At 64.5% G+C, this 26709-nt stretch carries 24 protein-coding genes; 18 read left to right on the forward strand and 6 right to left on the reverse strand.

Translation table 11 applies throughout. The annotated features are described in order from the left end of the window. Positions 1 to 163: 163 nt before the first annotated feature. The gene (locus GT019_RS15385; RefSeq protein ID WP_161744078.1) at positions 164 to 997 is read right to left on the reverse strand and encodes a 1,4-dihydroxy-6-naphthoate synthase; all 834 of its coding nucleotides are present in this window, start codon (positions 995 to 997) and stop codon (positions 164 to 166) included. After that, the gene (locus tag GT019_RS15390; RefSeq protein ID WP_161744132.1) at positions 997 to 1833 is read right to left on the reverse strand and encodes a futalosine hydrolase; all 837 of its coding nucleotides are present in this window, start codon (positions 1831 to 1833) and stop codon (positions 997 to 999) included. The genes GT019_RS15385 and GT019_RS15390 overlap by 1 nt, the downstream gene beginning before the upstream one ends. Positions 1834 to 2151: 318 nt before the next feature. Here GT019_RS15390 and GT019_RS15395 point away from each other — a divergent pair, with 318 nt between their 5' ends. From GT019_RS15395 to GT019_RS15425, 7 genes are all read left to right on the forward strand, one after another. After that, complete coding sequence (locus GT019_RS15395) at positions 2152 to 2712, forward strand: glutathione peroxidase (protein ID WP_161744079.1); 561 nt, start codon at positions 2152 to 2154, stop codon at positions 2710 to 2712. Between the two features lie 73 nt (positions 2713 to 2785). Continuing rightward, positions 2786 to 3781: a quinone oxidoreductase family protein gene (locus GT019_RS15400; RefSeq protein ID WP_161744133.1), complete on the forward strand. Its 996-nt coding sequence runs from the start codon at positions 2786 to 2788 to the stop codon at positions 3779 to 3781. Between the two features lie 73 nt (positions 3782 to 3854). Next, the gene (locus GT019_RS15405) at positions 3855 to 4133 is read left to right on the forward strand and encodes a hypothetical protein (protein ID WP_161744080.1); all 279 of its coding nucleotides are present in this window, start codon (positions 3855 to 3857) and stop codon (positions 4131 to 4133) included. Between the two features lie 393 nt (positions 4134 to 4526). Continuing rightward, complete coding sequence (locus GT019_RS15410) at positions 4527 to 4832, forward strand: hypothetical protein (protein WP_161744081.1); 306 nt, start codon at positions 4527 to 4529, stop codon at positions 4830 to 4832. Between the two features lie 291 nt (positions 4833 to 5123). After that, on the forward strand, positions 5124 to 5912 hold the full coding sequence (locus GT019_RS15415; protein ID WP_235948274.1) for a sulfite exporter TauE/SafE family protein: 789 nt from the start codon (positions 5124 to 5126) through the stop codon (positions 5910 to 5912). Between the two features lie 16 nt (positions 5913 to 5928). Next, positions 5929 to 6846: a helix-turn-helix transcriptional regulator gene (locus GT019_RS15420; protein ID WP_161744082.1), complete on the forward strand. Its 918-nt coding sequence runs from the start codon at positions 5929 to 5931 to the stop codon at positions 6844 to 6846. A gap of 167 nt (positions 6847 to 7013) precedes the next feature. Further along, a complete protein-coding gene (locus GT019_RS15425) occupies positions 7014 to 8153 on the forward strand; it encodes a glycosyltransferase WbsX family protein (RefSeq protein WP_161744083.1) in 1140 nt (379 codons plus the stop codon). Positions 8154 to 8339: 186 nt separating this feature from the next. Here GT019_RS15425 and GT019_RS15430 read toward each other — a convergent pair whose 3' ends face one another. Continuing rightward, the gene (locus tag GT019_RS15430) at positions 8340 to 8765 is read right to left on the reverse strand and encodes a VOC family protein (RefSeq protein WP_161744135.1); all 426 of its coding nucleotides are present in this window, start codon (positions 8763 to 8765) and stop codon (positions 8340 to 8342) included. Between the two features lie 192 nt (positions 8766 to 8957). Next, positions 8958 to 10205, reverse strand: a complete 1248-nt coding sequence (locus GT019_RS15435) for a multidrug effflux MFS transporter (RefSeq protein ID WP_161744084.1) — start codon at positions 10203 to 10205, stop codon at positions 8958 to 8960. 336 nt (positions 10206 to 10541) lie between these two features. Here GT019_RS15435 and GT019_RS15440 point away from each other — a divergent pair, with 336 nt between their 5' ends. From GT019_RS15440 to GT019_RS15450, 3 genes are all read left to right on the forward strand, one after another. Next, positions 10542 to 11417 (forward strand): amino acid ABC transporter substrate-binding protein, encoded by an 876-nt coding sequence (locus tag GT019_RS15440; RefSeq protein WP_161744136.1) that lies wholly within the window; start codon positions 10542 to 10544, stop codon positions 11415 to 11417. Positions 11418 to 11435: 18 nt separating this feature from the next. Beyond that, positions 11436 to 12113, forward strand: a complete 678-nt coding sequence (locus tag GT019_RS15445) for an amino acid ABC transporter permease (protein ID WP_161744085.1) — start codon at positions 11436 to 11438, stop codon at positions 12111 to 12113. A gap of 135 nt (positions 12114 to 12248) precedes the next feature. Beyond that, positions 12249 to 13001 (forward strand): amino acid ABC transporter ATP-binding protein, encoded by a 753-nt coding sequence (locus tag GT019_RS15450; protein WP_161744086.1) that lies wholly within the window; start codon positions 12249 to 12251, stop codon positions 12999 to 13001. A gap of 56 nt (positions 13002 to 13057) precedes the next feature. Here GT019_RS15450 and GT019_RS15455 read toward each other — a convergent pair whose 3' ends face one another. After that, a complete protein-coding gene (locus tag GT019_RS15455; protein WP_161744087.1) occupies positions 13058 to 13261 on the reverse strand; it encodes a hypothetical protein in 204 nt (67 codons plus the stop codon). A gap of 574 nt (positions 13262 to 13835) precedes the next feature. Here GT019_RS15455 and GT019_RS15460 point away from each other — a divergent pair. The 8 genes from GT019_RS15460 (at position 13836) to GT019_RS15495 (ending at position 24909) form a co-directional block, all read left to right on the forward strand. Next, positions 13836 to 16424, forward strand: a complete 2589-nt coding sequence (locus tag GT019_RS15460; RefSeq protein ID WP_235948277.1) for a DUF5054 domain-containing protein — start codon at positions 13836 to 13838, stop codon at positions 16422 to 16424. 55 nt (positions 16425 to 16479) lie between these two features. Further along, positions 16480 to 17517: an inositol 2-dehydrogenase gene (gene iolG / locus GT019_RS15465; protein WP_161744089.1), complete on the forward strand. Its 1038-nt coding sequence runs from the start codon at positions 16480 to 16482 to the stop codon at positions 17515 to 17517. Then, complete coding sequence (gene iolD, locus GT019_RS15470; protein WP_161744090.1) at positions 17514 to 19373, forward strand: 3D-(3,5/4)-trihydroxycyclohexane-1,2-dione acylhydrolase (decyclizing); 1860 nt, start codon at positions 17514 to 17516, stop codon at positions 19371 to 19373. The genes iolG and iolD overlap by 4 nt, the downstream gene beginning before the upstream one ends. Positions 19374 to 19590: 217 nt before the next feature. Then, complete coding sequence (iolE, locus tag GT019_RS15475) at positions 19591 to 20499, forward strand: myo-inosose-2 dehydratase (RefSeq protein WP_161744091.1); 909 nt, start codon at positions 19591 to 19593, stop codon at positions 20497 to 20499. Next, the gene (iolB, locus tag GT019_RS15480; protein ID WP_161744092.1) at positions 20496 to 21317 is read left to right on the forward strand and encodes a 5-deoxy-glucuronate isomerase; all 822 of its coding nucleotides are present in this window, start codon (positions 20496 to 20498) and stop codon (positions 21315 to 21317) included. Before iolE ends, iolB begins: the two co-directional genes overlap by 4 nt. A 3-nt stretch (positions 21318 to 21320) precedes the next feature. Next, positions 21321 to 22322, forward strand: a complete 1002-nt coding sequence (gene iolC, locus GT019_RS15485; RefSeq protein ID WP_161744093.1) for a 5-dehydro-2-deoxygluconokinase — start codon at positions 21321 to 21323, stop codon at positions 22320 to 22322. Positions 22323 to 22371: 49 nt separating this feature from the next. After that, entirely contained in the window at positions 22372 to 23823 is a 1452-nt protein-coding gene (locus GT019_RS15490) for a CoA-acylating methylmalonate-semialdehyde dehydrogenase (RefSeq protein ID WP_161744094.1), read from the forward strand. Between the two features lie 60 nt (positions 23824 to 23883). After that, positions 23884 to 24909: a LacI family DNA-binding transcriptional regulator gene (locus tag GT019_RS15495; RefSeq protein ID WP_161744095.1), complete on the forward strand. Its 1026-nt coding sequence runs from the start codon at positions 23884 to 23886 to the stop codon at positions 24907 to 24909. A gap of 306 nt (positions 24910 to 25215) precedes the next feature. Here GT019_RS15495 and GT019_RS15500 read toward each other — a convergent pair whose 3' ends face one another. Further along, positions 25216 to 26580 (reverse strand): outer membrane protein assembly factor BamB family protein, encoded by a 1365-nt coding sequence (locus tag GT019_RS15500; protein WP_161744096.1) that lies wholly within the window; start codon positions 26578 to 26580, stop codon positions 25216 to 25218. Positions 26581 to 26709 lie beyond the last annotated feature (129 nt).

Genomic DNA, 26709 nt, shown 5'->3' on the forward strand with positions numbered 1-26709 from the left:
CGAGGGCTGCTGGGGCGATGCCAGACCCCGTGCTACTTATTCTTTCTGAACATTCCGTTAGGCGCTATCTTGCCCGGACCGCAGAAAAAAGCAGCCAAAGACGCGAATAACGCGTCTTTGGCTGCCATTGTCGGTCGGGCATATTGCCGCCATGGATAGCCGCTTATGCGCGGAGCTTGGCCAGATCGAATTTCGGGACGAGCCCTTCCTTCATCGCGCGGCCGAGCAGCGCATCGATCGCCGCGTAGCCGCTGGCGCCGAGGTTGGCGCTGAATTCGTTGACGTACAGCGCGATATGCTGCCTGGCAACGTCCGGCGACATCTCCTGCGCGTGCTCCATGACGTAGGCTTGCGAAACCTCGGGATTCGCCCAGGCGTATTCCACCGAAGCGCGGATCCATTTCGTCAGCGAAGCGGCGTCCAGGGACCGGCGGGCGATGATGGCGCCGAGCGGAATCGGCAGGCCGGTATCGGCTTCCCACCAGCTCCCGAGGTCGGTTTGAAGGCTGAGGCCGTAGTTCTGGTACGTGAAGCGGGCTTCGTGGATGACGAGGCCGGCATCGATGGCGCCGTCTCGCACGGCGGGCATGATCTCATGGAACGGCATGACGACGATGTCGAGATTGCCGTCCGGGATGTTTTGCGCCGCCCAGAGGCGGAAGAGCAGATAAGCGGTAGACCGTTCGCTCGGCACCGCAACCCGCTTGCCCGCAAGCTCGGCGGGATTCGCGATCTTGTTCTTGGTCAGCACAAGCGGCCCGCAGCCGCGGCCGAGCGCGCCGCCGCACGGCAGCAGCGTGTAGTCGTCCATGACCCAGGGCAGGGCGGCGAAGGAGATTTTCAGCACTTCCGGGCCTTCGACGGCAGCGGCCCAGTTGTTGGTGATGTCGATATCGGCATAGGTCACGTCGAACGCCGGCGCGCCGGGCACGAGCCCGTGAACCAGCGCGTGGAAAACGAACGTATCGTTCGGACAAGGGGAAAACGCGATTTTCATCAGAGCACCTCTTTCAAAATCTGGCTTGCGCGTTCCAGCGCCTTGAGCGCGTCGCCGATCCGCCAGGCGTCGCGGTTGCGCGGGCCGACGACGTTGGAGATGGCCCGCAGCTCCAGCGCGGGCAGGCCGAATTGCTTCGCGGCCGTCGCGACGCCGAAGCCTTCCATGGCTTCGGCCGCCGCGCCCGGCACGCGCCGTTCATGCTCCGCGGCGGTCGCGGCGGAGCCCGTCGCGGTCGATACGGTGAGCACGGGTCCCGTGCTCACCTTCAGGCCGGCCGCGGCGATTCCCGCGGCCAAGGGGCCCGCGAGGCGGGCGTCGACCTCGACGCGGGCCGAGCCGAAGCCGAGCTCGTCCACGCTCGCGAAGCCGTCCGCGGTCTCGGCGCCCAGGTCGGCCGCGACGATCTCGCCGGCCACGACGAGCGACCCCACGGGCGCCCGCCCGGCGAAGCCGCCCGCGATGCCGGCGCTGACCACGAGCGCGTACCCCGCGCCTGCATGCGCGCGGGAGGCGCCGTTATCGGCGCTTGCGGGAGCGGCCAGGCCTGCGGCCTCGAGGCTTGAGAAGGCCGTGCTGCCGAGCAGCCATTCCACGCCGCCCGGGCGATCCTCGGCCGTGTCGGCCGCGTCGCCGTCTGTCGCGTCACCGGCGGCGGAACCGCCTGCCGCCAGCGCCAAGGCCGTGCCCGCCGCCGCCGCCGCCGGGCCGACCCCTGCGGCGACGACATGAAACCTGTCGTCATGCCCCAATCCGCGCAGCACGGCTTCGCGTTCCGCGTCGACCGCGGTCACGACCAGCACGCGACCGCGGATGATGTTCTCCGTTAGCCTCATAGCGCAGCCTCCTTTGCATATTGAAGCGTACAAGTACGCGTGCATCCATTGCGGTCATTTGCTTACGGCTTGTCCGTCCGTCCGCGATCCTGCCGGTCGAGGATGCGCGGCTTGAAGGTGCCGGGCAAGTATCCGCACGTACTCGCCTAGTCGCTTAATCGTTAGTTATTGTACCGCTGTCATCCGACACATTCAACCTGCAGAGCCGTTCGGTCCGGCGGAAGCCGGGAATTCGAGGTTGACGAGAGCCGGCCGGACTGATAAATTAGAATTAAATTGTATGCAATTAAATTGCTCATAATACGGAGGGACTTATCCATGACAACGTTATACGACCTGCAAGCCGCGACCGCGCAAGGCGCGAACAAAGCTTTGTCCGACTACGCGGGCGACGTGATGCTCATCGTCAATACCGCCAGCAAATGCGGGTTCACGCCGCAATACGCGGAATTGCAAAAGCTGCACGAGCAATACGCCGATCAAGGCCTGCGCGTGCTCGGCTTCCCTTCCAACCAATTCGGCGAGCAGGAGCCGGGCACCGATTCCGACGTGCAGAGCTTTTGCCAGATCAACTACGGCGTCAGCTTCCCGCTGTTCGCCAAATCCGACGTGCGCGACGAGACCGCCAATCCGGTCTTCCGCTACCTGACGGAGCAGGCGCCGTTCCGCGGCTTCGACACGAGCGAGCCGAGCGGCAAAATGCTCCATTCCTTCCTGAGCGAGAAGCTGCCGCATTGGCTCGGCGACGACTCCGTCAAATGGAATTTCACGAAATTCCTCGTGAACCGCCAAGGCCAAGTCGTCGGACGCTACGAGTCGACGGTCGAGCCGCTGTCGATGGCATCCGATATCGAAGCGCTTCTTGCCGATTCGAAGTAAACGATGCGCCTCGGACGTTCCTTACGCCGAAATCGGTTAGACTAGGAAGGAGGCGAAGGGAAGGGTGACAACGATGAAAGCATTGGTTTTCCATACGTTCGGCGGACCGGAGGTACTGAAGCTGGCGGAGATCGCCGAGCCCGTTCTTGCCCCGGGCTCCGTCAAAGTCCGCATGCGGGCGATCGGGCTCAATTACGCGGATGTCTACCGGCGGCGCGGCAGCTACCACCTGGTCGGCGAGCCGCCGTATATTCTCGGCTACGAAGGCGCCGGCATCGTGGAGGAAACGGCGCCGGACGTGCGCGGCGTCAAGGTCGGCGACCGCGTCGGCTTCGCGGATGCGCCGCACGCGAACGCGGAGCTCGCCGTGGTGCCGGCGGACCGGATCGTTCCGCTGCCGGACGGCATCGGGTTCGAGACGGCCGCTTCGGTGCTGCTGCAAGGGTTGACCGCGCATTACCTGGCGAACGACAGCTACAAGGTGCGGCCGGACGACAAGGTGCTGGTCCATGCGGCCGCCGGCGGGGTCGGCCAGCTGCTTGTTCAGCTGTGCCGGGCCAAGGGCGCGCGCGTGATCGGACTGACCTCCAGCGCGGCGAAGCGCGAAGCGGCGCTTGCCGCCGGCGCGGACGAGGTGCTGCTGTACGGCGGCGATTGGGTGAGCGGCGTCCTCCGTTGGTCGGCAGACGCGGCAAGCGGCGAGGAACCCGCCGCCGGCGCCGGCGTGGACGTTGCTTACGATTCCGTGGGCGCGACGCTGCCGGACAGCTTCAAGGCGGTTCGGACGCGCGGCGCGGTCGTGTTCTTCGGCATGGCCGGGGGCGATCCGCCGCCGGTGGATCCGCGCATGCTGATGGATACGAGCAAGACTTTGACCGGCGGCGACCTCTGGAACCACGTCACGACGGCGGACGAGCGCATTCGGCGGTCGGAGTCGCTGTTCGCGGATATCCAGGCCGGCAGATTGAAGCTGGAGCCGCCGAAGACGTTCCCGCTGGCGGAAGGAGCGGCGGCGCATCGCTGGATCGAGAGCCGCGCGAGCACGGGCAAGATATTGCTGATTCCGTAAGCTTTTTTGAGTGCGCGGGCGTCTCTATGTTACAATGGCACTACGCAATTACGAGCATAGGGGTGTAACCGAAGTGAGCGAGCAAATCAACATGATCGAGCTGGTGCAGTTCATCGCCGGCAAGACGAACGCGGATGCCAAGCTGATCGAGCAGGTGCTGAAGCATGAACAGACGTTCATCAACAACGCGCAGGAAGACAAGAACGGCGAAGTGAACATCGACAGCGACGAGCTGACGGACTATATCCTGAGCCGCCCGGGCCTCAAGTCGGACGAGCTGACCGTGGAGAACATTTTGGACGCGGAAATGGACTATCTAATGGACAAAGGCGTCGCGGGCTACATCGACTGAGGATTGGCCGGGATTGGCATGGGGGACGGCAGGGATGCTGTCCTTTTTTGCGTTCTTCCGGGCACGGCAGGTGCGACCGCCGACTTGTGTCCGGGCATCGCGTGCCGCGATGCCACTGCACGCCGGGAGGCGCGTGCGGATCGCAAAACCTGCATGAACGATCGGACGGACGCGCGCCGTCCGGACACGGTCGGAACGGCGTTCCGCGAGTGCGGCAACCGCATGCGGGCAGGCTTCCGAGGCGGATTTTTGTCGTATCCTGCCGTGTTTCGGCGAACGGGCGGGAAGTCGAAAAATAAAGTTCGGAAGCAGCATTTTACGACATTTTACACTCTTGCTTCCTGTTATGAAAGCGCTACAATTATAGTAATCACAGCCTAGGAGGTGAGTACTATGAGCCATGAAGAGGAGATTGTCGAGGTGAACGCCGAAGCCGCTTCGGACGAGCTGGAAGCGGTGGAAGAGATCGCTGCGGCGAGCGAAGAAGCGGCGGACGACTCGGAAGCATCCGAGGAAGCCGAAGAAGCCGCCGAGGAAGCGGAAGAAGCGTCGGAAGAAGAAGCATCGGAAGACGCGGAAGCGTCCGAAGAGGAAGCCATCCAAGCGGATGAATCCGAAGAAGCAGCTGAAGAAGCCGACGATTCGGACGCATCCGAAGAGGCCGCCGAGGAGGCGGAGGAAGACGAATCGGAATCATGATAAACATCATTTCGCATAAACGGTGAGGGCTTTCCCGATGTCTGAACAGGACGCGGGAGGCCCTTATTTTAGTTTGGGCAGACTATTCGGCAGGCGAGGGCGGAACCCCGCCGGCGGGACGGGAATCTTGCATGACCCCCGTGAAACGGGCGGCCGGGTTAGCTATAATGGAACATGTACATAAAGGAACGGAATTTGACGGAAATCAACGGCTTTCAATCGAATGCGACATGAGGTGCGACAAACTTGTTTCCAGCGGTTATGACGTGGGATGTTCCCGCATTGCTTGTGATGTTCGTGCTAGGATTGGCCGCTTCGACATTCGGCGCCATCGTCGGCCTCGGCGGCGGGGTCATCATCGTGCCGGCGCTGCTGCTGCTCGGCCCCTCCATGCTCGGCATGGAGATCGATACGACGCTGGCGGTCGGCGTCTCGCTCGGCGCGCTCGTATTTACGTCGCTCACCTCGACGCTGACGTTCGTCCGGGAGGGCAAGGCGGATCTGCGCAGCGCGCTGTTTTTCTCGATCTCCAGCGGCCCGCTGTCGGTCGTCGGCGCGAGCCTGACGTCGCTCTTCGATCCGGACGCCTTTCGCAAGGCGTTCGGGTATTTCATGCTGTTCATGGTCGTCCTGCTGCTGTTTCGCAACCGGATCAAGCCGTATCAGGGCAGATGGCGGTACGTGCGGACGTATGCGGATGCCGCCGGCGTTCCGCGGGAATACGGGTTTAACGCGCTGCCCGCGCTGATCATCGGAGGCGTCGTCGGATTGATCGCCGGCCTGCTCGGCATCGGAGGCGGCGTGCTGCTCATTCCGGCCATGGTGCTGCTGTTCCGCTTCCCGCCGCATATCGCCTCCGCGACGTCGATGGCCGTCATCTTCGTCTCGGCGTTGTTCGGCAGCGGCATGCATCTCGCGCGCGGCGAGTGGGACTGGCTGCTCGTGCTGGCGTTGGCGCCGGGCGCGCTGCTCGGCGGCTGGGTCGGCGCGCGCGTCTCGCGGCGCATCGGCAGCGTGCTGCTGATCCGCATCATGTGCGGGGCGCTGCTGCTGTTCGCGCTCCGGATGATCATCACCTGAAGGGAGGCGGGCGCGCATGTCCGCGACGATTCCGATCGGGCTGCAGCAGTTGGCCCCCTACGTGCGGTACGTTCATTACAACGAGGGCGACGAACGCTACCGCGTGCCGCGCCGAATCATTTACGACTACGAGTTTATCTACATTGTCCGCGGGAGTGCCCTGTTTACGCTCGGCGAGGAAGAAACGCAGTTGAAAGCGGGCGATCTGCACGTCATCCCGCCGCTGACGCCGAATGCCTGCCGGGTGCCGGAGGGCGGTTCGTTCGCGTATTACGCCTGCCACTTCGATCTGCTCTATATGGGACTCGAGCTGGATTTCTCCGACGACGTCTACGTGCGGGTGGATTACGCGAATTTGCCCGAGGTGCCCGTTCAGGAGGAACTGCTGGAGCGGCCGGTGCAGACGTTCGCGGATTTCGAGCTGCCCGCGTTCGTTCGCACGGTGGCCTCGCATAAGTACGGCGAGCGCTTCGCCGACCTGCTGGCGCTGTTCGAACGCCGGCCGTTCGGTTATCAGGCCCGGATGCGCGCCTGCCTGCTCGATATCGTCGGTCTGCTGCTGGAGGAGACGCATACGGCGGAGGGCATCCGCCAGGACAGCCCGCATAAGCCGATGATCACGGAAATGATCGCGATCCTGCACGGCGGCGGGGAGCCGGAGGCGGAACTGGAGCTCGTCGTGCGCCGGTACGGCATGACGCCGAAGTATGCGCGCGCGCTGTTCAAGCAGGCGACGGGCCTGTCATGGACGCGCTACCTGACCGGGCTGCGCATGGAACGGGCGAAGGAGCTGCTTCGCGAGGGCGGCTTGTCCATCGCCGAGATCGCCGAGCGGTGCGGCTACGAAGACCTCCACTATTTCAGCCGGCTGTTCAAGAAGCTGGAGGGCCTGCCGCCGCGGGCGTACGGCGATTCCCTGCGGGGTTCGTCATAGGCAAAGGCCGACTGCGATCGCAGTCGGCTTTTCCGGCGTTCGGCGCATGCGCCGCGCTTTCGCTGTTTGTGCAAAAGCCGCCGCCTCCGCTCCAAATACAAGACCGCCGCCGCCGGGGTAGGATGAAGCTGACAGGTTGAATCCAATCCCCGGGAGGCTGGCAGCGCATGACGCAAACGAACAAGCCGTACGAAGTCGCGGTCTATTATTTTCCGAATTATCATGTCGATACACGCAACGAAGCTTGGCACGGCGAGGGTTGGACGGAGTGGGAGCTGGTAAAGCGGGCGACGCCGCGCTTTGCCGGCCACGATCTGCCGAAGGTGCCGCTGTGGGGGTATACGGACGAAGCGGATCCCGCCGCGATGGCGCAGAAAATCGATGCGGCGGCGGATCATGGCGTGGACGCGTTTATTTTCGACTGGTACTGGTACGAGGACGGTCCGTATCTGGAGCGCGCGTTGGAGGAGGGCTTTCTCGGCGCGGCCAACAACGAGCGGCTGAAATTCTCGCTGATGTGGGCGAACCATGACTGGATTGACATCCATCCGGCGCCGAGAAACAAGCCGTACAACACGCTGGCGCAGGGCACGGTAAGCCGCGAGGCGTTCGCGCGGGCGACGGATCATATGATCGCGGCGTATTTCAAGCGCCCGAACTATTGGCGGATCGACGGCAAGCTGTACTTGTCCGTGTATGAGCTGATGAGCCTGGTGAAGGGCTTGGGCGGGGTAGAGGCGACGCGCGAGGCGCTGGAGGATTTCCGGGCGCGCGTGCGCGCGGCGGGACTGGGCGAGCTGCATGTCAACGCCGTCGTCTGGGGCGTGCAGATTCTGCCGGGCGAGCAGAAGATCGCCAACGAAGGCGAGCTGCTGGCCGCGCTCGGCATCGACAGCGTGTCCTCGTACGTCTGGATTCACCATCAGGAGCTGCCGTCGTTTCCGGAGACGCCCTATGCCGACGTCAGCGCGAGATCGGCGGAGGATTGGGAGAAGTTCTCCCGCCAGTACGCGCTGCCTTACCTGCCGAACGTGACGATGGGCTGGGATTCCTCGCCGCGCACCGTGCAGTCGGACCGGTTCGATAACCTCGGTTATCCGTTCATGGGCATGCTTTCGGAGAATACGCCGGAGCAGTTCCGCTTGGCGCTGGAGCGGATGAAGCGGTTCCTGGAGCGGGATATCAACGGCTTCCGCGCGTTCACGGTCAACGCCTGGAACGAATGGACGGAAGGCAGCTATCTGGAGCCGGACACGAAGCACGGCTTGGCTTATTTGGAGGCGATCAAGGAGGTTTTCGGAGCTTAGCCGCCCGAGGGATGCTGCGTGCGGGCGTAATGCCCGCTTGGGCTTGAAGCCGCCGCGCAGCGGGAGCGAGCCTAAACCGGAATTCCGGGCTATGCATAGACGGGCGCGGGAATCCGCGTATGCGAAGGGGCTGTCCACGGTCATGCCGGATGACGTGGACAGCTCCTTTTGTCTATGGTCGCGTGCTTACATCTTGCCTTCGGAGAAAATTTGGAACGGAATGCCGAATTTATCGGTCAGGATGCCGTAAGCAGGGCTGAAGTGGGTCTCTTGAATCGGCATGTCGATCTTGCCGCCGTCGGACAACGCGTTGAAGATGCGATGCGCTTCTTCGACGTCGTTCGTGGTGATGCAGACCGTCACTTGATTGCCACTTTGGACGTCTTGGCCGGGATACGTATCCGAGAACATCAAGTCGGATTCGCCGATCCGGATCATGGCATGGCCGATCAAGGTCTTCGCCGAGTCCGGAAGCGGGAAGTCGGGATTGGACGGCATCTCGCCGAACGATTGCTTGAACAGCAGCGTCGCGCCAAGCGCGCGCTCGTAGAATTCGATCGCTTCTTGGGTATTGCCGTTCATTACGAAATACGGGGTCAGGCGCAAAGACATCACTAAACAGCTCCTCTGATCTTGAGATTGGTATGGGCTTCAATAGGTGCGCAACCCTAATCCAGTATCGCCACAATACCCAGTATATAGGATCGAACACATGTTCGCAATAGCGAGTGCAAAAAACCTCCCGCAGGAGGTCTAATCGTCCGCGCGTCCGCCGCAATGGCTTCCGGCTTAGGCGAAGGGACATTAAAGCGTCCGCGATTCCGTCGGAGCCGCGCCGCGTCCGCGGCCGACCAGCAGCGCGAACAGCAGGATCGCCCCGACGTCGAGCGCGGCGATGATGATGCCCATCGGCACGGCCGTGCCGCTGCCGGCGATGCCGACGAACGGTGCCACGACGGAGCCGAAGATGAACGACATGAGCCCCTGCAGCGCGGAGGCGCTGCCCGCGTTGCTGCCCTGGTTGCGCATCGCGAGCGAGAAGCCCATGGTGGTGACCATGCCGACGCTGGCGACCACGAAGAACAGCGGCGGCAGCACGAAGCCGAGCGGCGCATGCAGGAGCAGCGTGACGAGCAGCGCGACGCCTCCGGCCGCCGCGATCCCGAGACCGGTCACGAGCAGCTTCGTTTCGTCGAAGCGTCCGGCCAGTCGCCCCGCGATCTGGCTGGCGAATATGATGCCGAGTCCGTTGACGGCGAAGCAGAGGCTGAACGTCTGCGGCGAGACGCCGTAAACGTCCTGCAGCACGAACGGCGATCCGGCGATGTAGGCGAACATCGCCGCCATGACGAAGCCCTGCGCGAGCGCGTAGCCCATGAACGCCCGGTCGGTCAACAGTCCGCGGAAGGTTTTCAGCGTATTGCCGATGCCGCCCTTGGAGCGGCGGTCCGCCGTCAGCGTCTCGGGCAATCCGAACAGCACCGCGGCGAACATGGCGAGGCCGATCGCCGCGAGCACGATGAAGACGCCGTGCCAATCCGTGAAATGAAGCAGCTGCCCGCCGACGATCGGCGCGGCGATCGGCGCGATGCCGTTCACCAGCATGAGCTGCGCGAAGAACTTCGTCAGCTCCGTCCCGCTGTAGAGATCGCGAACGATGGCTCGCGAGATGACGATGCCCGCCGAGCCGGCGAGGCCTTGAATGAACCGCAGCGCGATGAACGCGCCGATGGACGGCACCAGCGCGCAGAGCAGCGAAGAGACGGTATAGAGCAGCAGCCCGATCAGCAGCGGGCCGCGGCGTCCGCGCACGTCGCTGATCGGGCCCGCGAACAGCTGGCCGACCGCGAGGCCGATCATGCAGGCCGTCAGGCTGAGCTGGGCCAGCGACGTGCTGGCATGCAGATCGTCCGCGAGCTTGGGCAGCGCCGGCAGGTACATATCCAGCGAGAGCGGGCCGAACGCGCTGAGCGAGCCGAGCACGCCGGCCGTCCAGAGCCTTCTGGAACGCGGCATCGCGGCGGACAATCCGGAGGGGGAGGAGGAATGCATGGGAAGGATTCCTTTCCGTGAAAACGCCGTAAAGACGCGTTTTACAGGTGTCGTTTGAAAAGCTGTCATCATTATAGGGACGTCTTGGCGGGACTGTCAACGAACGGACGGGCATTGGGATGCGGCTTCTATCGCGCGGAAGGAGCAAGAATTCGCATGGAGTCGCAATATTGATCCCCTCGGGCGAAGCCCGGGGGATTTTCTCGCGCGCGGAGGTTGGGCGCGCGCCCATGCGCGGCGCCGGGCGGATAGTCCAAAGGAAAAGCTGGCATACTAGCCTCGAATTTAAAGGAGGGATTTGCCATGCACACTTGGCAGCGAGGCATCGGCGTCACGATGCTGTCCGCGGCGATTCTGCTCGCGGGGACGGCATGCGGCGCCAAAAACAACGACAACGGCGCGAATAACGGCACGAATGCCGGCAACGGTAAGGGCAATGCCGGCAACGGTACGGGCAACGCGGGCGCCGGCACGGGGAATACGGAAGGGGGCGGCAATGCGGCTGCCGGCAATTCGCTTGCGGCGATCAAGTCGGCCGGCGAGATCACGGTCGGCACGGAAGGCACGTACGCGCCGTTCACTTTCCATGACAAGAGCGGCAAGCTGACCGGCTTCGACGTGGACGTCGCGGAGGAGGTCGCCAAGCGGATCGGGGTCAAGGCGAAATTCATGGAGACGAAGTGGGACGGCATGCTTGCCGGCCTGGACGCCAAGCGCTTCGACATGGTCGCCAACGAAGTGACGATCCGGGACGACCGGAAGGCGAAGTACGATTTCTCCGATCCGTACATTCTCTCGAAAGCGGTGCTGATCGTCAAGCAGAACAACACGAGCATCAAGAGCCTGGCGGATCTCAAAGGCAAAAAATCCGGCCAGTCGCTCACGAGCGATCTCGGCGACATCGCGAAAGCGAACGGCGCGCAGCTCGTCCAGGTCGACGGCTTCAACCAGGCGATCGACCTGCTCACGTCCGGGCGCATCGACGCGACCATCAATGACAAGCTGTCCTTCCTGGACCTGAAGAAAGCGCGTCCCGACGTGCCGATCAAGGTGGTGGCGGAGACGGACAACGTGTCGCGGAGCGGCCTGCTCTTCCGCAAAGGCAACCCCGAGCTCGTCGCCGCCGCCAACAAGGCGCTGGCGGACATGAAGGCGGACGGCAGGTACCTGGAAATTTCCAACACCTATTTCGGCGAGGATGTCTCGAAGTAAAGAAGGCGGGTTGGCATCATGAGCGATCAATCGGAGCGGCTCCTTCACATCTTCACCGATTCGTTTCTGCCCCTGCTGCGCGCGGGGATCGCGTTTACCGTCCCGCTCACGCTGATCTCCTTCGCGCTGGGGCTGGCGCTGGCGCTGCTGACGGCGCTCGCGCGGCTGTCGGAATTCCGCCCGCTGGCCTGGGTCGCGGGGTTCTACGTCTGGATCATCCGCGGAACGCCGCTGCTGCTCCAGCTGTTCATCATTTTCTACGGGCTGCCGAGCCTCGGCATCCTCATCGACGCGTTCCCGGCGGCGGTCATCGGCTTCACGCTCAGCGTCGGCGCCTACGGCTCGGAGATCATCCGCGCGGCGATCGTCTCGATTCCCAAAGGGCAATGGGAAGCGGCGTACGCGCTCGGAGAGACGCGGCTGCAGGCGCTGCGCCGGATCATCCTGCCCCAGGCGGCGCGCGTCTCGGTGCCGCCGCTGTCCAATTCGTTCATCTCGCTCGTGAAGGATACGTCGCTGGCGGCGACGGTGACCGTCACGGAGCTGTTCCAGAAGGGGCAGCAGATCACGGCGGCGGTCTACGAGCCGCTGCTCGTCTACAGCGAGGTCGGGCTGATTTATTTGATCTTCTGCACGGTGCTGGCGGCGCTTCAGCGGCAGCTGGAACGGTATTTCGACCGGTACTCCTCGGTCTAGCCGCCGCGCGTCGCGGGAGGCGGCGAAGCCGGATCCATAACCTGTCGACCCGGCTCGCGAACGGCGGTACGGAGAAAGCCGTCCGAACGGAGCGGAAGTCTATGGGAGAGCATCGCGAAAGGAGGAATCGTCCGCATGATCGAAGTCCGCGGCTTGACCAAAGCCTTCGGCGAAACGTCCGTGCTGCGCGGCATCGACTTGACGCTGGAGAAGGGCAGCGTCCTCGTCGTGATCGGCCCGTCCGGGTCCGGCAAGTCGACGCTGCTGCGCTGCCTGAACGTGCTGGAGGTTCCGACCTCGGGCACGGTGGCGATCGGGAAGGCCCGGCTGGAATTCCGGCCGGACGCGAAGCCGCGCCTCGCCGACGTGCTCGCGCTGCGGCGCCAATCGGGCATGGTGTTCCAGGCGTATCATCTGTTTCCGCATTTCACCGCGCTTCAGAACGTGATGGAGGGACAGCTCACGGTGCGGCGCACGCCGAAGCGCGAGGCGCGGGCGAAGGCGATGCAGCTGCTCGCGAAGGTAGGGCTGGCAGACCGGGCCGACGCTTATCCGCACCAGCTCTCCGGCGGGCAGCAGCAGCGGGTCGGCATCGCGCGGGCGATGTCGATCGATCCCGAGCTGCTGTTGTTCGACGAGCCGACCTCGGCGCTCGACCCCGAGCTCGTGCGCGAGGTGCTGAAGGTCATCCGCGAGCTGGCGGAGGAAGGGCGGACGATGATGATCGTCACGCACGAGATGAAGTTCGCCCGGGAGGTGGCCGACCGCGTCATGCTGCTCGACGGCGGCGCCGTCGTGGAGGAAGGGCCGCCGGAGCAGCTGTTCGAACGGCCCCGCGAAGCGAGGACCCGTCAGTTCCTGTCATTGATCATGGAGCGGAGCTTCTGAATGCCGAAAAGCCGCATCCCTTCCGGGGATGCGGCTTTTCGCATGGCGGGCGGCGGTTACGAAATCGGCCTGCAGGCCGTTCCGATCGCGCGCCCTGTATAGGGTCGGCGAGATTGAAGCGCGCCTGAGCCGGCTGCCCGCTGAAGGCGGTGCTTCATCAGCTCGAGCACCGCGCCGCGGGTCTGGACGAGCGGCGCCAGCGTGCCGAAGGTCATCACATGGTTGAAATGCACGATAAACGCAAAATCCTTGTCATTCATGCGTGAAACGACTCCTTTGTACGGCCGGTACGGCCATGTCTTGCAGGAATGTATTACCCCCGAGGCGCTTTGGCTAATCAGCGGAGGAGGCCGGCAATTCGGAGCGATTCGAGAGTCCTTGTCATAGTGGCAAGGGCTCTTTTTTGCATGCTGGGCCGTTATCGCCGGACGGACGGCATATGCGCGGGCGTCGGTTGGTTTTTGGAGTCGGCGTCCGAGATCGAAGCCCTCGGGAAGGAGGGACGGCTTGCGCCGGAAGGCGACACCCTGCATTTCGAGAAAATGCGGCATGCAAGCAGAGAAGTGATTGACAGAGAAAGGGCTTTCATGTTTGAATAATAGGGTAAGCGCTTAACCTTACGTTAAGCGGCAGGGCGCATCGTTTGCCCGATTCGAAATTAGCGCCGATTATTCGACATTTTCAGCACATATTATCGTTTGTTAGGGAAATGTGCCCAAGGCGCTCCGTTCATCGATTTAGTTGGAATTATGGCATTAAGAAGGAAACCGTTTTCTCTTAGTATCGCATCATCTGGGGCGTGGGATCCGCGCCCGGGGAGGAACTTCGTTGACGATGAAACCCGAGAAAATTTACGTCGTGTTCAAAACGCATGTCGATCTGGGCTTTACGGACCTGCCGAGCGGGGTCGTCCGCCAGTACAAGGAACGCATGATGGAGGACGTGCTGAACGTCTGCGAGGCGACCGCGGCCAATCCGCCCGGCCATCGCTACGTGTGGACGCTGCCCGCCTGGATGCTGCAGCAATGCCTGGACGAACCGGACGCGGAGCGCCGCGCGCGCCTCGAGCAGCTCGTTCAAGCCGGCCAGCTGATCTGGCATGCGCTGCCTTTCACCACGCATACGGAATTTTGCGGCGTGGAGGAATACATGCGCGGCCTGTACATGAGCGAAGAGCTGAACCGGAAGTACGGCAGGGAGGTCATCGCGGCCAAGATGACGGACGTGCCGGGCCACGCTTGGATGCTGCCGTCGCTGCTCGCCCAGGCGGGCGTCCGGTTCCTTCACCTGGGCGTCAACGCATGCTCGGCGCCGGTCGAGCTGCCCCGCCTGTTCTGGTGGGAAGGGCCGGACGGCAGCCGCGTCCTCACGTGGTATTCGGCCGGCGAATACGGCACGAGCCTGCTGCCGCCGGACGATTGGGAGTATCCGATCTGGTTCGCGCTCCTGCAGACCCACGACAACTTCGGGCCGCAAAGCAGCGTCGTCGTGCAGGAGCTGCTGGACGACGTCGCCGCGAAATACCCCGATGCCGAGGTTCATATCGGCACGATGGACGATTTCGCCCGCGACTTCATCGCGCGGGGCTACGACGACATTCCGGTCATCGCCAAGGATCTGGCGGATTCGTGGATACACGGCGTCGGCACGTATCCGCCGGAGGTCGCGCAGGTGCGCGGCCTCCGGTACGACCTGGCGTCGGCCGAGAGCCTGCTCGCGACGCAGCCGAAGCCGGACGACGCGGAAGCCATGCGGCACATCGCCAAGGGCTACGAGCAGACCCTGCTCTTCGGCGAGCACACCTGGGGCATCGACGTGAAATCCAATCTGCTGCCCGGCCGTCCCGACGGCCGCGCGTTCTGGACGAGGGACATCGCGAAGGACCGGGCGGCGTTCCCGGACAGCTATCGGAAAGCGGAGCAATCCTGGGAGGAGCAGCGGGACTACGTGCGGACGGCCCGGCGCGAGCTGGCCGCGGCGGTGCCGGCTCCCGGCGCGGATGCGGCGGACGGCATGGCGGTAACCGTGCATAATCCGCTGCCGCGGGCCCGGCAGTTTGCTGTCGTCGACTTGGGCGAGGCGCTGGCCGGCGGCCGGCTGGTCGATCCGGCGACGGAGAAGCGGTACCCGGTCGACGCCGCGGGCCGCGCGGTCATCGACGAGATCGCGCCGCTCGAGACGCGCGCGCTGCTGTGGCAGGCGGGAGCTTCCGGCGAAGCCAAGCTTTCGGCATGCGATACGGCGTTCCGCGAGCGCGTCGGGGCGGCCGAAGCGCTCATCGAGAACGGGTCGCTGCGCATCCGCGCGGATGGCGCGAGCGGCCGTATCGTCAGCTTCTACGATAAGCGCGCCGGCAAGGAGTGGGCGGCCGAAGGCGGCTTCGGCGAGTATCAGTACGAGGTATTCGGGAAAACGGATATTTTGCGTTTCGTGAAGCGCTACGCGTACGACCTGCGCGATTGGTACGTCAACGACTTCGGCAAGCCGGGCTATCCGCGCATCGGCGGACGCCTGTTCGAGAACGGCGACGCGCGCACGGAGCTGATCCGCGAGGGCGGCCGGCAGCAGATCCGGATTCTCTACGGCACGGATCCCGAGAGCCGCGGCGAATTCGGCAACGCGGCGACGGCCGAGCTCGTCGTGACGCTGGACGGCGAAGCGTCCCACGCCGATTTCGAGTGGAAGCTCGCCGGCAAGCGGGAGACGGCTTTCGCGGAGGCGGGGTACTTCGTGCTGCCGCTGAACGTCGGAGGTCCGCAGTACCGGCTGCAGAAGCTGGGCGCGGTCGTCGATCCCGTCCGGGACATCGCCCGCGGCGCGAACACGCGGCTGCACTGCGTCGACCAGTGGGTCGACGTGACCGGAGAAGACGGCAGCGGCCTCGCGGTGTTCCCGCTGGATACGCCGCTCTGCTCCATCGGCGAGCCCGGCATCTTCCAATACGACGAAGCATACGTGCCCGAGGAGCCCGTCCTGTTCTTCAATTTGTTCAATAACCAGTGGGGCACGAACTTCCCGCAGTGGATCGGCGGCGATCTGGCATACCGCTTCCGCCTGCAGCCCCACGCGGGCGACTGGAAAGCGGCCGGCCTCGAAGCGGCCGCGGAGGAGCTGCGACGTCCGCTGATCGCGGCGCGCGGGGAAGCCGCGGCGAACCGGCCGCTGCTGCGCGAGCCGCTTCGCGACGTGCGCTGGCTCGCGGTCAAGACCGCCGAGAGCGGCGAGGACGCGGTCGTGATCCGCTGGATGAACGCGACCGACGAGCGCCGGGAGACGACGCTGGCGCTGAACGGCGACTACGCGGCGGTCATCCGCTGCAGCGGCGTCGAGCGGGAGATCGCGCCCTTGGAGGTGCGCGACGGCCGCGTGACGCTTGCGATGCGGCCTTACGAAATCGTCACGTTGAAGCTTTGCCGGTCCTAAGGGCCGAACGCGAGCGCGCTCGCGACACTACTTAATGAGAGGTGCGGTAAACAACATGAAACCGATTGAAATCGGCATTATCGGCGCAGGGCGCATCGGCCGCCTGCACGCGGAAAATCTGGTTCGGATGAACGGCGTCCGGATCGCGGCGATCTCGGATTTGTTCCCGGAGCCGGCAAGAGAATGGGCGGCCTCCATCGGCATTCCCAAGGTAAGCGGCGATTACCGCGAGCTGCTGCAGGACGCGTCGATCGACGCGGTGCTGATCTGTTCGCCGACGGGCACGCACGTGGACATCATCACGGAAGCGGCGCAGGCCGGCAAGGCGATCTTCTGCGAGAAGCCCGTATCGCTGGAGCTGGAGCGCACCTACGCGGCCATCGAAGCGGCGGAACGCGCGGGCGTGCCGCTGCAGATCGGCTTCAACCGCCGATTCGACCCGAACTTCCGCAAAGTGAAGGACTTTATCGAAGAAGGCCGCATCGGCGACGTCCACTCCGTCAAGATTACGTCCCGCGACCCGAACCCGCCGACCCCGGATTACGTCAAGACGTCCGGCGGGCTGTTCCTCGACATGGCGATTCACGATTTCGACATGGCCCGCTACCTGAGCGGCAGCGAGATCACGGAAGTATACGCGATGGGAGGCGTGCTCATCGATCCGGCGATCGGCGAGATGGGCGACATCGACACCGCGATGATTTCCCTGAAGTTCGCGAACGGCGCGTTCGGCAGCATCGACAACAGCCGCAAGGCCTGCTACGGCTACGACCAGCGCGTGGAAGTGTTCGGCGCCGGCGGCAGTCTGACGGCGGATAACGAATACCCGAACAACGTCCGGGTTTCCGACGGCACGGGCATTCACAGCGAGAAACCGAAATATTTCTTCCTGGAGCGCTACAGCGCCTCTTACGTACAGGAAATCGAAGACTTCATCGCCGCGGTCCGCGGCGAACGCGAAGTGCCCGTTCAAGGACGCGACGGGCTGCAGGCGGAGCTGGCGGCGCGCGCCGCGCGCATCTCCCTGCTGGAAGGCCGTCCGGTGAAGATCTCGGAAGTGACCGAATCCCTGAAGGAGGCTTCTGCCCAATGAGCACGATTCGTTTGACGATGGCGCAAGCGCTGCTGCGCTACCTGGACGCCCAGTACGTGGAGATCGACGGAGAAGTACGCAAATTCGTCACGGGCGTCATGGGCATCTTCGGCCATGGCAACGTGACGGGCATCGGCGAAGCGCTGGAGCGCGGCCGCGGCTCGCTCGATTTCATTCAAGGCAAGAGCGAGCAGGGCATGGCGCATGCCGCCGCGGCTTATGCCAAGCAGAGCGGCCGGCTCGCGATCTACGCCTGCACCTCGTCCATCGGACCGGGCGCGCTCAACATGATCACGGCCGCCGCGACGGCGACGGTCAACCGGATTCCGCTGCTGCTGCTGCCGGGCGATATCTTCGCCGACCGCCAGCCGGATCCCGTGCTGCAGCAGCTGGAGCATCCGATGGATTACACGATCTCGGCCAACGACGCCTTCAAGCCGGTCAGCCGGTATTGGGACCGGATTACCCGTCCCGAGCAGCTGATGAGCGCCATGGCGCAGGCGATGCGCGTGCTGACGGACCCCGCCGACACGGGCGCGGTCACGATCGCGCTGCCGCAGGACGTGCAGGCCGAAGCGTACGACTACCCGGAAGCCTTCTTCCGCAAGCGGGTGCACAGCATCGACCGCCGTCCGCCGGCAGCCTCGGCGCTGGCGCGGGCCGCGAAGCTGATCGCGGGCAAGAAACGCCCGGTCATCGTCGCCGGCGGCGGCGTTCATTATTCCCTCGCGACGGATACGCTGCGCAAGTTCGCCGAGCAGTTCGGCATCCCGGTGACGGAGACGCAGGCCGGCAAGAGCGCCCTGCCGTGGAATCACCCGCTGAACCTGGGCGCCGTTGGCGTCACCGGCACGCTCGCCGCGAATCGCACCGTCGCCGAAGCCGATCTCGTCATCGCGGTCGGCACGCGGCTATCGGATTTCACGACCGCGTCCAAGACGGCGTTCGCGAATCCGGAAGCGGAGCTGCTCTGCATCAACGTCGCGGCGCTCGACGCCCATAAGCTCGAAGGCGCGCCGCTGCTCGCCGACGCCAAGCTCGCGCTCGAGAGCTTGACCGGGGTGCTCGCGCAGCAAGGCTATCGCGCCGACCACGACAGCACGGGACTCGCCGCGCGCAAAGCGGAATGGAACGCGGAAGTGGATGCGCTGTACGCGCTGGAGCGCGAGGACGGTCTGACGCAGACCCGCGTGCTCGGCGTCATCAACGATTTCATCGGCGAGGACGACGTCGTCGTGTGCGCGGCGGGCAGCCTTCCCGGCGACCTGCACCGCCTGTGGCGTCCCGGCAAGCCGCAAACCTACCATATGGAATACGGCTTCTCCTGCATGGGCTACGAGGTATCCGGCGCGTTCGGCGTGAAGCTCGCCCGCGCGGAAGGCGAAGTCTACGCGCTGGTCGGCGACGGCAGCTTCCTGATGCTGCATTCCGAGCTCGTGACGAGCCTGCAGGAGCGCCGCAAGATCACCGTGCTGCTGTTCGACAACCACGGCTTCCAGTGCATTCATAACCTGCAGCGCGGCCATGGCAGCGACGGCTTCGGCAATGAATTCCGCTACAAGCAGGACGGCGTCCTCGCCGGCGATTCGCTGCCGATCGATTTCCGCGGGCTGGCCGCGAGCCTCGGCTGCGCGTCCTTCTCCGCGACGGACGCGGAGTCGCTCCGCGAGGCGCTCGGAAAGGCCGCGGCGGAGGAGCGCTCGTCGCTCGTGCATATCGCGGTGCTGCCGGGCACGAACACGGACGGCTACGAATCGTGGTGGCGCGTCGACGGCGCGACGGTGTCCGTCAGCCCGAAGGTCGTCGAAGCGGCTAAGGCCAACGCGCAAATCCGCGGAACCGCGCGGCCGATCTAAGGCTCGCTGCGGCTTGGGGCTGTGCGCCGTGTGGCTGGAAACGTCGAGATTTCCATACAAGCCTGCCGTCCATCGCAGTCGGCAGCATCGCAATCACGCGCCCCCCAAGCGTCTCGCTTCGGGAGCCGCGCGAAGCTAACCGTCCATTCGCCGCGCCGCGCCTTCACGGCCGCGGCCGCGGCGCTTACATTCCGCATACGACAAGGGAGAGGGATACATGCGTCCGATCGCAGAACGGGTACGGCTCGGCATTTCCGCCATCAATTGGGTGAACGAGGATATGCACGAGCTTGGCGACCATTACACATTCGAGGATTTGATGCGCGACTTCACGTCGCTCGGCTTCGAGGGCACGGAGATGTGCCGCAAATTTCCGCAAACGGCATCCGGCGTCCGCGAGGCGTTGGGCTCGCACGGCCTGCAGCTGGGGTCCTGGTGGCGCGGCGTCCGGTTCGCGGACCCGGCTTACCGCGAGGAAGAGCTCGCGGCGTACCGCAGCCACGCGGAGTTTCTGAAGGAAGCGGGCGCGAGCCACATCGTGACCTGCGAAGTTTGGGGCGCGCCGCATGCGGATCCCGCATTCAAGGAACGGGTCATCCTGAGCGACGAGCAATGGGGCCATCTGGCCGAAGGCTTGAACGCCGCCGGCGAGATCGCCCGCGAGCTCGGCATGAAGCTCGTCTACCATTACCATGCGGGCACGGTCGTGGAAGGCCCGCAGGAGATCGAACGCCTGATGGCGCTGACGGATCCGTCGCTCGTGCACCTGCTGCTCGATACGGGGCATGCCGTATACGGCGGCGGCGATCCGGCGGTCTATGCGAAGCAGTTCAAGGACCGCATCGCCTACGTGCATCTGAAGGACGTTCGCATGGACGTGCTCGAGCAGGCGCGCCGCGAGAACTGGGACTTCCTGACGCGTGTCAAGCAAGGCGTGTTCACGGTGCCGGGCGACGGCTGCGTCGACTTTGCCGCGGTGCTCGGGCAGCTGGACGAGAACGGCTACGAAGGCTGGATGATTCTCGAAGCGGAGCAGGATCCGTCCGTGGCCGAGCCCGTCGGCTACGCGGCCAAGGGCAAGGCGCATTTGCTGGCCCTGTTCGGCGAAGGAGGCGTGCCGGCATGAGCGACTTGATCGTACGTCCGGGGCAACCGGATGAAGAAGGCAACGTGCTGCGCATCACGCCGGAATCCGCGGGTTGGCAATACGTCGGGTTTGAAGTGTACCGCTTGAAGCCGGGACAAACGCTGGAGCGGCAGACGGAGGGTATGGAGGCATGCCTCGTGCTCCTGAGCGGTCTGGCCGACGCGGAAGCGGGCGGCTCCAGCTGGAGCCGCATCGGCGGACGCATGGACGTCTTCGAAGGCACCCCGCCGTATTCGGTGTACGTGCCCGAACAACAAAGCTACCGCATCACGGCGCTGACGGACGTGGAGCTGGCGGTATGCCTGGCCCCGGGACTCGGCGGCGGGCATCCAGCCCGGCTGATCGCGCCGGAACAAGTCGGCGTCGAGCCTCGCGGCTACGGCAGCATGACGCGCCGGGTGCAGAACATTTTGCCGGAAGGGGAAGCCGCGGACAGCCTCTTGGTCGTGGAAGTGTTCACGCCGGCCGGCAACTGGTCCAGCTACCCGCCGCATAAGCATGACGAGAACAACCTGCCGGCGGAGTCGTACCTCGAAGAAACCTACTATCACCGGGTCAACCCCGGCAAAGGCTTCGCCGTGCAGCGCGTCTATACCGACGACCTCTCGCTTGACGAGACGCTGACGGTGCGCGACGGGCAAGCGGTCCTCGTGCCGCGGGGCTACCATCCCGTATCCGCGGCGCCGGGTTACGACAGCTACTACCTGAACGTCATGGCCGGTCCGGTCCGGACATGGAAGTTCCACAACGATCCGGCGCATGAATGGCTGTTTCCGAAACCGAAGGAGGAGGCGTAAACCATGGGCAACGGAGTGAACTTCCCGGCCGATCGCGCGCTGGATTTCGTCAGCATCGGACGGCTGTGCATCGATTTGAACGCCAACGAGATTCATCGTCCGCTCGAGGAGACGGTTACGTTTACCCGCTACTTGGGCGGCTCGCCCGCGAACATCACGGTCGCGCTGGCGAGGCTGGGCGCGAAGACGGGCTTTATCGGAAAAATCGCGAACGACGGCTTCGGCCGCTTCATTCGGCGCTATCTGGAAGAAACGGGCATCGACGCGACATCGGTCGTGGACGACGCGACGGGCGCGGTGACCGGGCTTGCCTTCACGGAGATCAAGTCGCCGACGGATTGCAGCATCCTGATGTACCGCGACAACGTCGCGGACCTGAAGCTCGAGCCCGGCGAGGTCAGCGAATCGTTGATCGCCTCCGCCAAGGCGCTCGTCGTGTCGGGCACGGCGCTGGCCGCGAGCCCTTCCCGCGAAGCGGTGTTCGCCGCCATCGGCTATGCCCGCAAGCATGGCGCGAAGATCATCTACGATATCGATTACCGTCCGTATACGTGGGCGAACCGCGACGAGATCCAGGTGTACTGCGCGCTCGCGGCGGAGCAGGCGGACGTGATCTTCGGCGGCATCGAGGAGTTCTCGCTGCTCGAGCCGAAGACGGACGCGCCGTTCGACGAAGCGGCGGTCGCCGCCCGCTGGCTCGGCCGCAAGGCGCAGCTGGTCGTCGTGAAACGCGGCGGCGACGGCTCGGTCGCCTATACCGCGGACGGCTCCGCGTATCCGGGCCGCACGTTCCCCGCGAACGTCGTCAAGACGTTCGGCGCGGGCGATTCCTTCGCCGGCGCGTTCCTGTACGGCCTGCTGCAAGGCTGGGACGTGCCCCGCTGCCAGGATTACGGCGCGGCGGCCGCGCATATCGTCGTATCGAGCCACAGCTGCTCGGACGCCATGCCGACGCGGGCGCAGGTCGAGGACGTCCTGCGGTCGGTCGGCGCTTTGGAAGCCTGACCTCATACATCATGCATGAACGACATCCCGAAACTAGGAGTGAAGACTAATGGCTGACATTCAAACGGTATCCAACTTCATCGGCGGGCGCTTCGTCCCGTCCCAATCCGAACGCACGGAGGACGTGCCGAACCCGGCGACGGGCGAGACGCTCGTGAAGGTGCCGCTGTCGACCCGCGGCGATCTCGAAGCGGCGGTGCAAGCGGCGCAGGCGGCCTATCCGGCCTGGAGCCAAACGCCGGTGCCGCGCCGGGCGCGCATCCTGTTCAAATACCAGCAGCTGCTCGTGGAGCATTGGGAAGAGCTGGCGAAGCTGGTCACGCTCGAGAACGGCAAAAGCTACGGCGAGGCGTACGGCGAAGTGCAGCGCGGCATCGAATGCGTGGAATTCGCGGCGGGCGCGCCGACGCTCATGATGGGCAGCGTGCTGCCGGACATCGCGACGGGCATCGAATCCGCGATGTACCGCTATCCGATCGGCGTCATCGGCGGCATCGCGCCGTTCAACTTCCCGATGATGGTGCCGTCCTGGATGTTCCCGCTCGCGATCGCCTGCGGCAACACGTTCGTGCTGAAGCCGTCCGAGCGCACGCCGCTCACGGCGAACCGGTTGGCGGAGCTGTTCACGGAAGCCGGCCTGCCGGACGGCGTCTTCAACGTCGTCCACGGCGCGCATGACGTCGTGAACGGACTGCTGGAGCATGCGGACGTCAAAGCGATTTCCTTCGTCGGCTCCCAGCCCGTCGCGGAATACGTGTACAAAACCGCCGCCGCCCACGGCAAGCGCGTGCAGGCGCTCGGCGGCGCGAAGAACCATTCCATCGTCCTTCCGGACGCGGATCTGGACCTGACGGTCAAGGAAATCACGAACGCCGCGTTCGGCTCCGCCGGGGAACGCTGCATGGCGTGCTCCGTCGTCGTGGCCGTCGGCGGCGCGGGCGACGCGCTCGTCGCCAAGCTGAAGGAACGCGCCGAGAGCCTCAGCATCGGCAACGGCCTGGACGAAGGCGTCTTCCTCGGCCCGGTCATCCGCGGCGCGCATAAGGACCGGACGCTCGGTTATATCCAGAAAGGCATCGAGCAGGGCGCGAGCCTCGTGCTGGACGGCCGGGAAGCCGCCGCGGCGCAGGGCGCGGGCTATTTCGTCGGGCCGACGATTTTCGACGGCGTGACGAAGGACATGGCGATCTGGCAGGACGAGATCTTCGCGCCGGTGCTTCAGATCGTGCGCGTCGATACGCTGGAGGAGGCGATCGCCTGGGCGAACGCGTCCGAATTCGCGAACGGCGCCTGCCTGTTCACGGGCAGCGGCTCCGCGGTGCGCCAGTTCCGCGAGACGATCGACGCGGGCATGCTCGGCATCAACGTCGGCGTGCCGGCGCCGATGGCGTTCTTCCCGTTCTCCGGCTTCAAGAAGTCGTTCTACGGCGACCTGCACGCGAACGGCAAGGACGGCGTCGAGTTCTACACGCGCAAGAAAATGATCGTGGCCCGTTACTAGTCGTAGCAGACCGTATTCGGGTTATGATACGATGGGCATAAAAAAGCGGGAGACATGAGCATGAAGCCGACGATTTACGACGTTGCCCGGGAGGCGGGCGTATCCATCGCCACAGTGTCCAAGGTCATCAATCGGACCGGCAAAATCAGCGAGAAAACGAGAGAACGCGTCGCGGCCGTCATGGAAGGGATGGGCTACGCGCCCAACCTCGTGGCGACGGCGCTATCGAGCAAGAAGACGTTCATGATCGGCCTGCTGCTTCCGGACATATCGAACCCTTATTTCGCCGAGCTCGCGCGCAATATCGAAGACCGGGCGCATGAGCTGAGTTACAATATCGTGATCTGCAACACCGACAATCACGTGGACAAGGAACGCGAATACTTGACCTTTCTCCAGCAGAAAGGGGTCGACGGCATCCTGCTCGCGACCGGGCTTGCCCACCCGGAGTCGCTCGGCCTGGTCACGGACCGGCAGCTGCCGATCACCGTCATCGCCCGCGAAGTGCCGCGTACGCCGGTGAACACCGTGCTCGTCGACGATTTCATGGGCGGCTTCCTGGCGACGTCGCATCTGCTGGAGCTCGGCCACCGGGAGATCGCGATCATCGTCGAGAGCATGGATCTTGAAAGCTCCCGCCAGCGGCTGAAGGGCTACCGGGCGGCGCTGGAGGAGCATAATTGCGCGTTCCACGCCGAGCGGGTCGCGGTCAGCGACTTCACGGTCGCCTCGGGGATGGAAATCGCCGGCGGCATCCTGGACGCGCCGGACCGCCCGACGGCGGTGTTCGCCTGCAACGACCTGCTGGCCATCGGCACGATCCAGGCCGCCCGTTCTCGCGGCATTCCGGTGCCCGGCGAGCTGTCCGTCGTCGGCTTCGACAATACGTTCCTGTGCGGCATCATCGATCCCGCGCTCACGACGGTCGGCCAGCCGATCCGCGAGCTCGGACGCCAGGCGGTGGATCTGCTGCACAAGCAGATGAGCGGGGAGGAGCCAGCCCGCCAGCGGGTCGTGCTGCTGCCCGAGCTGGTCGTGCGGGCGTCGACGCAGCCGCCGCTCGAACGGACGAGCGCCGTTAAGTAACGACGCTGCAGGCGCAATCGGCCCTTGAACGCCTTTGCTGTGTCGCGAATGGCTGAAGAGCGGCCCGATTCGCGCCGAAAGACGAGAAGACCCTCCATGGCCGCCGGCAGGCGGCACGCGGAGGGTCTTCTTTGGCATGAAATGCGCGCTCGGCCGCGCTCTGGCAAGACCGAGGGGTTTACTGTGGCCGCTCAATACGGCAAGCCGCCTAATCGGCCGAAATAACGGAATTTGTGTCCGCATAGAGCGATTGAAGCGCCCAGGCGGGTTAGCAAGGCATGCTCAGCCGCAGCAGCCCCTGCCGGATTACTTCAAGCTCGCCGGCAGCTTCACGCCGTACAGCGTCCCGCCGGAGCGGATATAAATCATCCCGCCGGATTGCAGCGTGGCTTCGAACGCGCGCGAGCCGAGCTTGACGCTGAAGACCGGCTTGAACGACGCGAAATCGTAGGCGTCCAGCGTGCCGTCGGCGCGGGCGACGTAGAGGCCTTTGCCGTACAGGTCGGTCTGCACCGGTTGGACGCCGTTCGGGAATTCCGCGAATTGGCCGTTCGCCGTCTTGAGCACGCCGATGCCGTTATCGTGGATATTCTGATACAGCAGCCGTCCGCCGTCGACCGCATAGAGCGGCTGATAATCCCGCGCGTTCGGGGAAGCCCAGCGCTGCGCGGGTTTGCCGTTCGCGCTGTAGGCCGCGAAGTCGTATTTGGCAACGGCTTGATCCTGATAGATATAGAGGTCGTTGCCGTACAAGAACGCGGAGCCGCTTGCGCCGCCGAACTGGTATTGGCCGGGCGTAGCGAGCGTGTTCGTCCATGCGTACACGCGCTCGCCCTTCTTGGCGCCGGACTTCAAACTCAGCGCGGCGATGCGCAGCCGCTTGTTGGCAGGATCGTTGTCGCCGACCATATATTCATCAATGACGGAATAGACTAGCCCGTCCCTGACGGCGAGGGGCGCGAGCTGTCGGAACGAGGTCCACAGCTGCTTGCCGGTCTTCTTGTCGTAGGCGTTGATCTGCGTCGAAGACAGCGCGCCCTGCACCGCGTAACTGCGGAGCACGACGCCGTCCGTCTCCGTCACGCCGTTCAAGCCGCCTTCGTATTGGGGAGCGGTCTCCATCGTTTTCCAGAGCAGCTTGCCGGTCGCCCGGTCCAGCGCGAAGAGCGTCAGGTTCTGCGTCACGTAGACCGTATCGCCGACGGGAGCGATGCTCTCCGCCTTGTCCGCGCGGATGGGCGCCGTCCATTTCTTGCCGCCGTTCGTGCCGACCGCATAGACGGCGCCGTCCTTCGTCAGGCCGTAGAGGACGCCTTGCCCGTAGGCGAGCAGCGGCTTGAGCGCGGCGCCGTAGGTCCACAGCTTCCGTCCGCTCGCGCCGTCGTAGGCGGCGAGCTGCCCGCCGTCCGCGAGCGCGAACACGCGGCCTTCCTCGGCGATCGCCGACGTGAAGGGTCTGCCGTCCTGTTCGAATTGGGCCAGCCGTACCTGCCACAGCGGCTTTACCGCTGGCGCGGGGACGGATGCTCCGTAGATCGGCGTGGAGCTGCTCAAGACCGGTCGTTCCGCATGCGCGACCGTCGGGCCGGCCGGTGGGAAGGCGAAGGCAATGGCCGCGGCGACGCTAAGCGCGGCGGCCGTTATCGGGGTTGATCGTCGTTTTTTTCGCATCATGCACCATCCATTTTATAAGTTTTGGCATTATGGGAGAGGGCCGGTAGCCCGGAAATGCTTATATAGACGGTACGCTGTTGTAATATGTTGCAAGAAAAGGGAAATCGTTCATCCGCAGAGCGCATC

This window comes from Paenibacillus glycinis, from assembly GCF_009909185.1.
Taxonomy (GTDB): Bacteria; Bacillota; Bacilli; order Paenibacillales; family Paenibacillaceae; genus Paenibacillus_Z; species Paenibacillus_Z glycinis.

Bases quoted from the DNA above. Each gene is read 5' to 3' on its own strand.
- GT019_RS15385 (WP_161744078.1), bottom strand. From the start codon at position 997: ATGAAAATCGCGTTTTCCCCTTGTCCGAACGATACGTTCGTTTTCCAC.
- GT019_RS15390 (WP_161744132.1), bottom strand. From the start codon at position 1,833: ATGAGGCTAACGGAGAACATCATCCGCGGTCGCGTGCTGGTCGTGACC.
- GT019_RS15395 (WP_161744079.1), top strand. From the start codon at position 2,152: ATGACAACGTTATACGACCTGCAAGCCGCGACCGCGCAAGGCGCGAAC.
- GT019_RS15400 (WP_161744133.1), top strand. From the start codon at position 2,786: ATGAAAGCATTGGTTTTCCATACGTTCGGCGGACCGGAGGTACTGAAG.
- GT019_RS15410 (WP_161744081.1), top strand. From the start codon at position 4,527: ATGAGCCATGAAGAGGAGATTGTCGAGGTGAACGCCGAAGCCGCTTCG.
- GT019_RS15415 (WP_235948274.1), top strand. From the start codon at position 5,124: ATGTTCGTGCTAGGATTGGCCGCTTCGACATTCGGCGCCATCGTCGGC.
- GT019_RS15420 (WP_161744082.1), top strand. From the start codon at position 5,929: ATGTCCGCGACGATTCCGATCGGGCTGCAGCAGTTGGCCCCCTACGTG.
- GT019_RS15425 (WP_161744083.1), top strand. From the start codon at position 7,014: ATGACGCAAACGAACAAGCCGTACGAAGTCGCGGTCTATTATTTTCCG.
- GT019_RS15430 (WP_161744135.1), bottom strand. From the start codon at position 8,765: ATGTCTTTGCGCCTGACCCCGTATTTCGTAATGAACGGCAATACCCAA.
- GT019_RS15435 (WP_161744084.1), bottom strand. From the start codon at position 10,205: ATGCATTCCTCCTCCCCCTCCGGATTGTCCGCCGCGATGCCGCGTTCC.
- GT019_RS15440 (WP_161744136.1), top strand. From the start codon at position 10,542: ATGCTGTCCGCGGCGATTCTGCTCGCGGGGACGGCATGCGGCGCCAAA.
- GT019_RS15445 (WP_161744085.1), top strand. From the start codon at position 11,436: ATGAGCGATCAATCGGAGCGGCTCCTTCACATCTTCACCGATTCGTTT.
- GT019_RS15450 (WP_161744086.1), top strand. From the start codon at position 12,249: ATGATCGAAGTCCGCGGCTTGACCAAAGCCTTCGGCGAAACGTCCGTG.
- GT019_RS15455 (WP_161744087.1), bottom strand. From the start codon at position 13,261: ATGAATGACAAGGATTTTGCGTTTATCGTGCATTTCAACCATGTGATG.
- GT019_RS15460 (WP_235948277.1), top strand. From the start codon at position 13,836: ATGAAACCCGAGAAAATTTACGTCGTGTTCAAAACGCATGTCGATCTG.
- iolG (WP_161744089.1), top strand. From the start codon at position 16,480: ATGAAACCGATTGAAATCGGCATTATCGGCGCAGGGCGCATCGGCCGC.
- iolD (WP_161744090.1), top strand. From the start codon at position 17,514: ATGAGCACGATTCGTTTGACGATGGCGCAAGCGCTGCTGCGCTACCTG.
- iolE (WP_161744091.1), top strand. From the start codon at position 19,591: ATGCGTCCGATCGCAGAACGGGTACGGCTCGGCATTTCCGCCATCAAT.
- iolB (WP_161744092.1), top strand. From the start codon at position 20,496: ATGAGCGACTTGATCGTACGTCCGGGGCAACCGGATGAAGAAGGCAAC.
- iolC (WP_161744093.1), top strand. From the start codon at position 21,321: ATGGGCAACGGAGTGAACTTCCCGGCCGATCGCGCGCTGGATTTCGTC.
- GT019_RS15490 (WP_161744094.1), top strand. From the start codon at position 22,372: ATGGCTGACATTCAAACGGTATCCAACTTCATCGGCGGGCGCTTCGTC.
- GT019_RS15495 (WP_161744095.1), top strand. From the start codon at position 23,884: ATGAAGCCGACGATTTACGACGTTGCCCGGGAGGCGGGCGTATCCATC.
- GT019_RS15500 (WP_161744096.1), bottom strand. From the start codon at position 26,580: ATGCGAAAAAAACGACGATCAACCCCGATAACGGCCGCCGCGCTTAGC.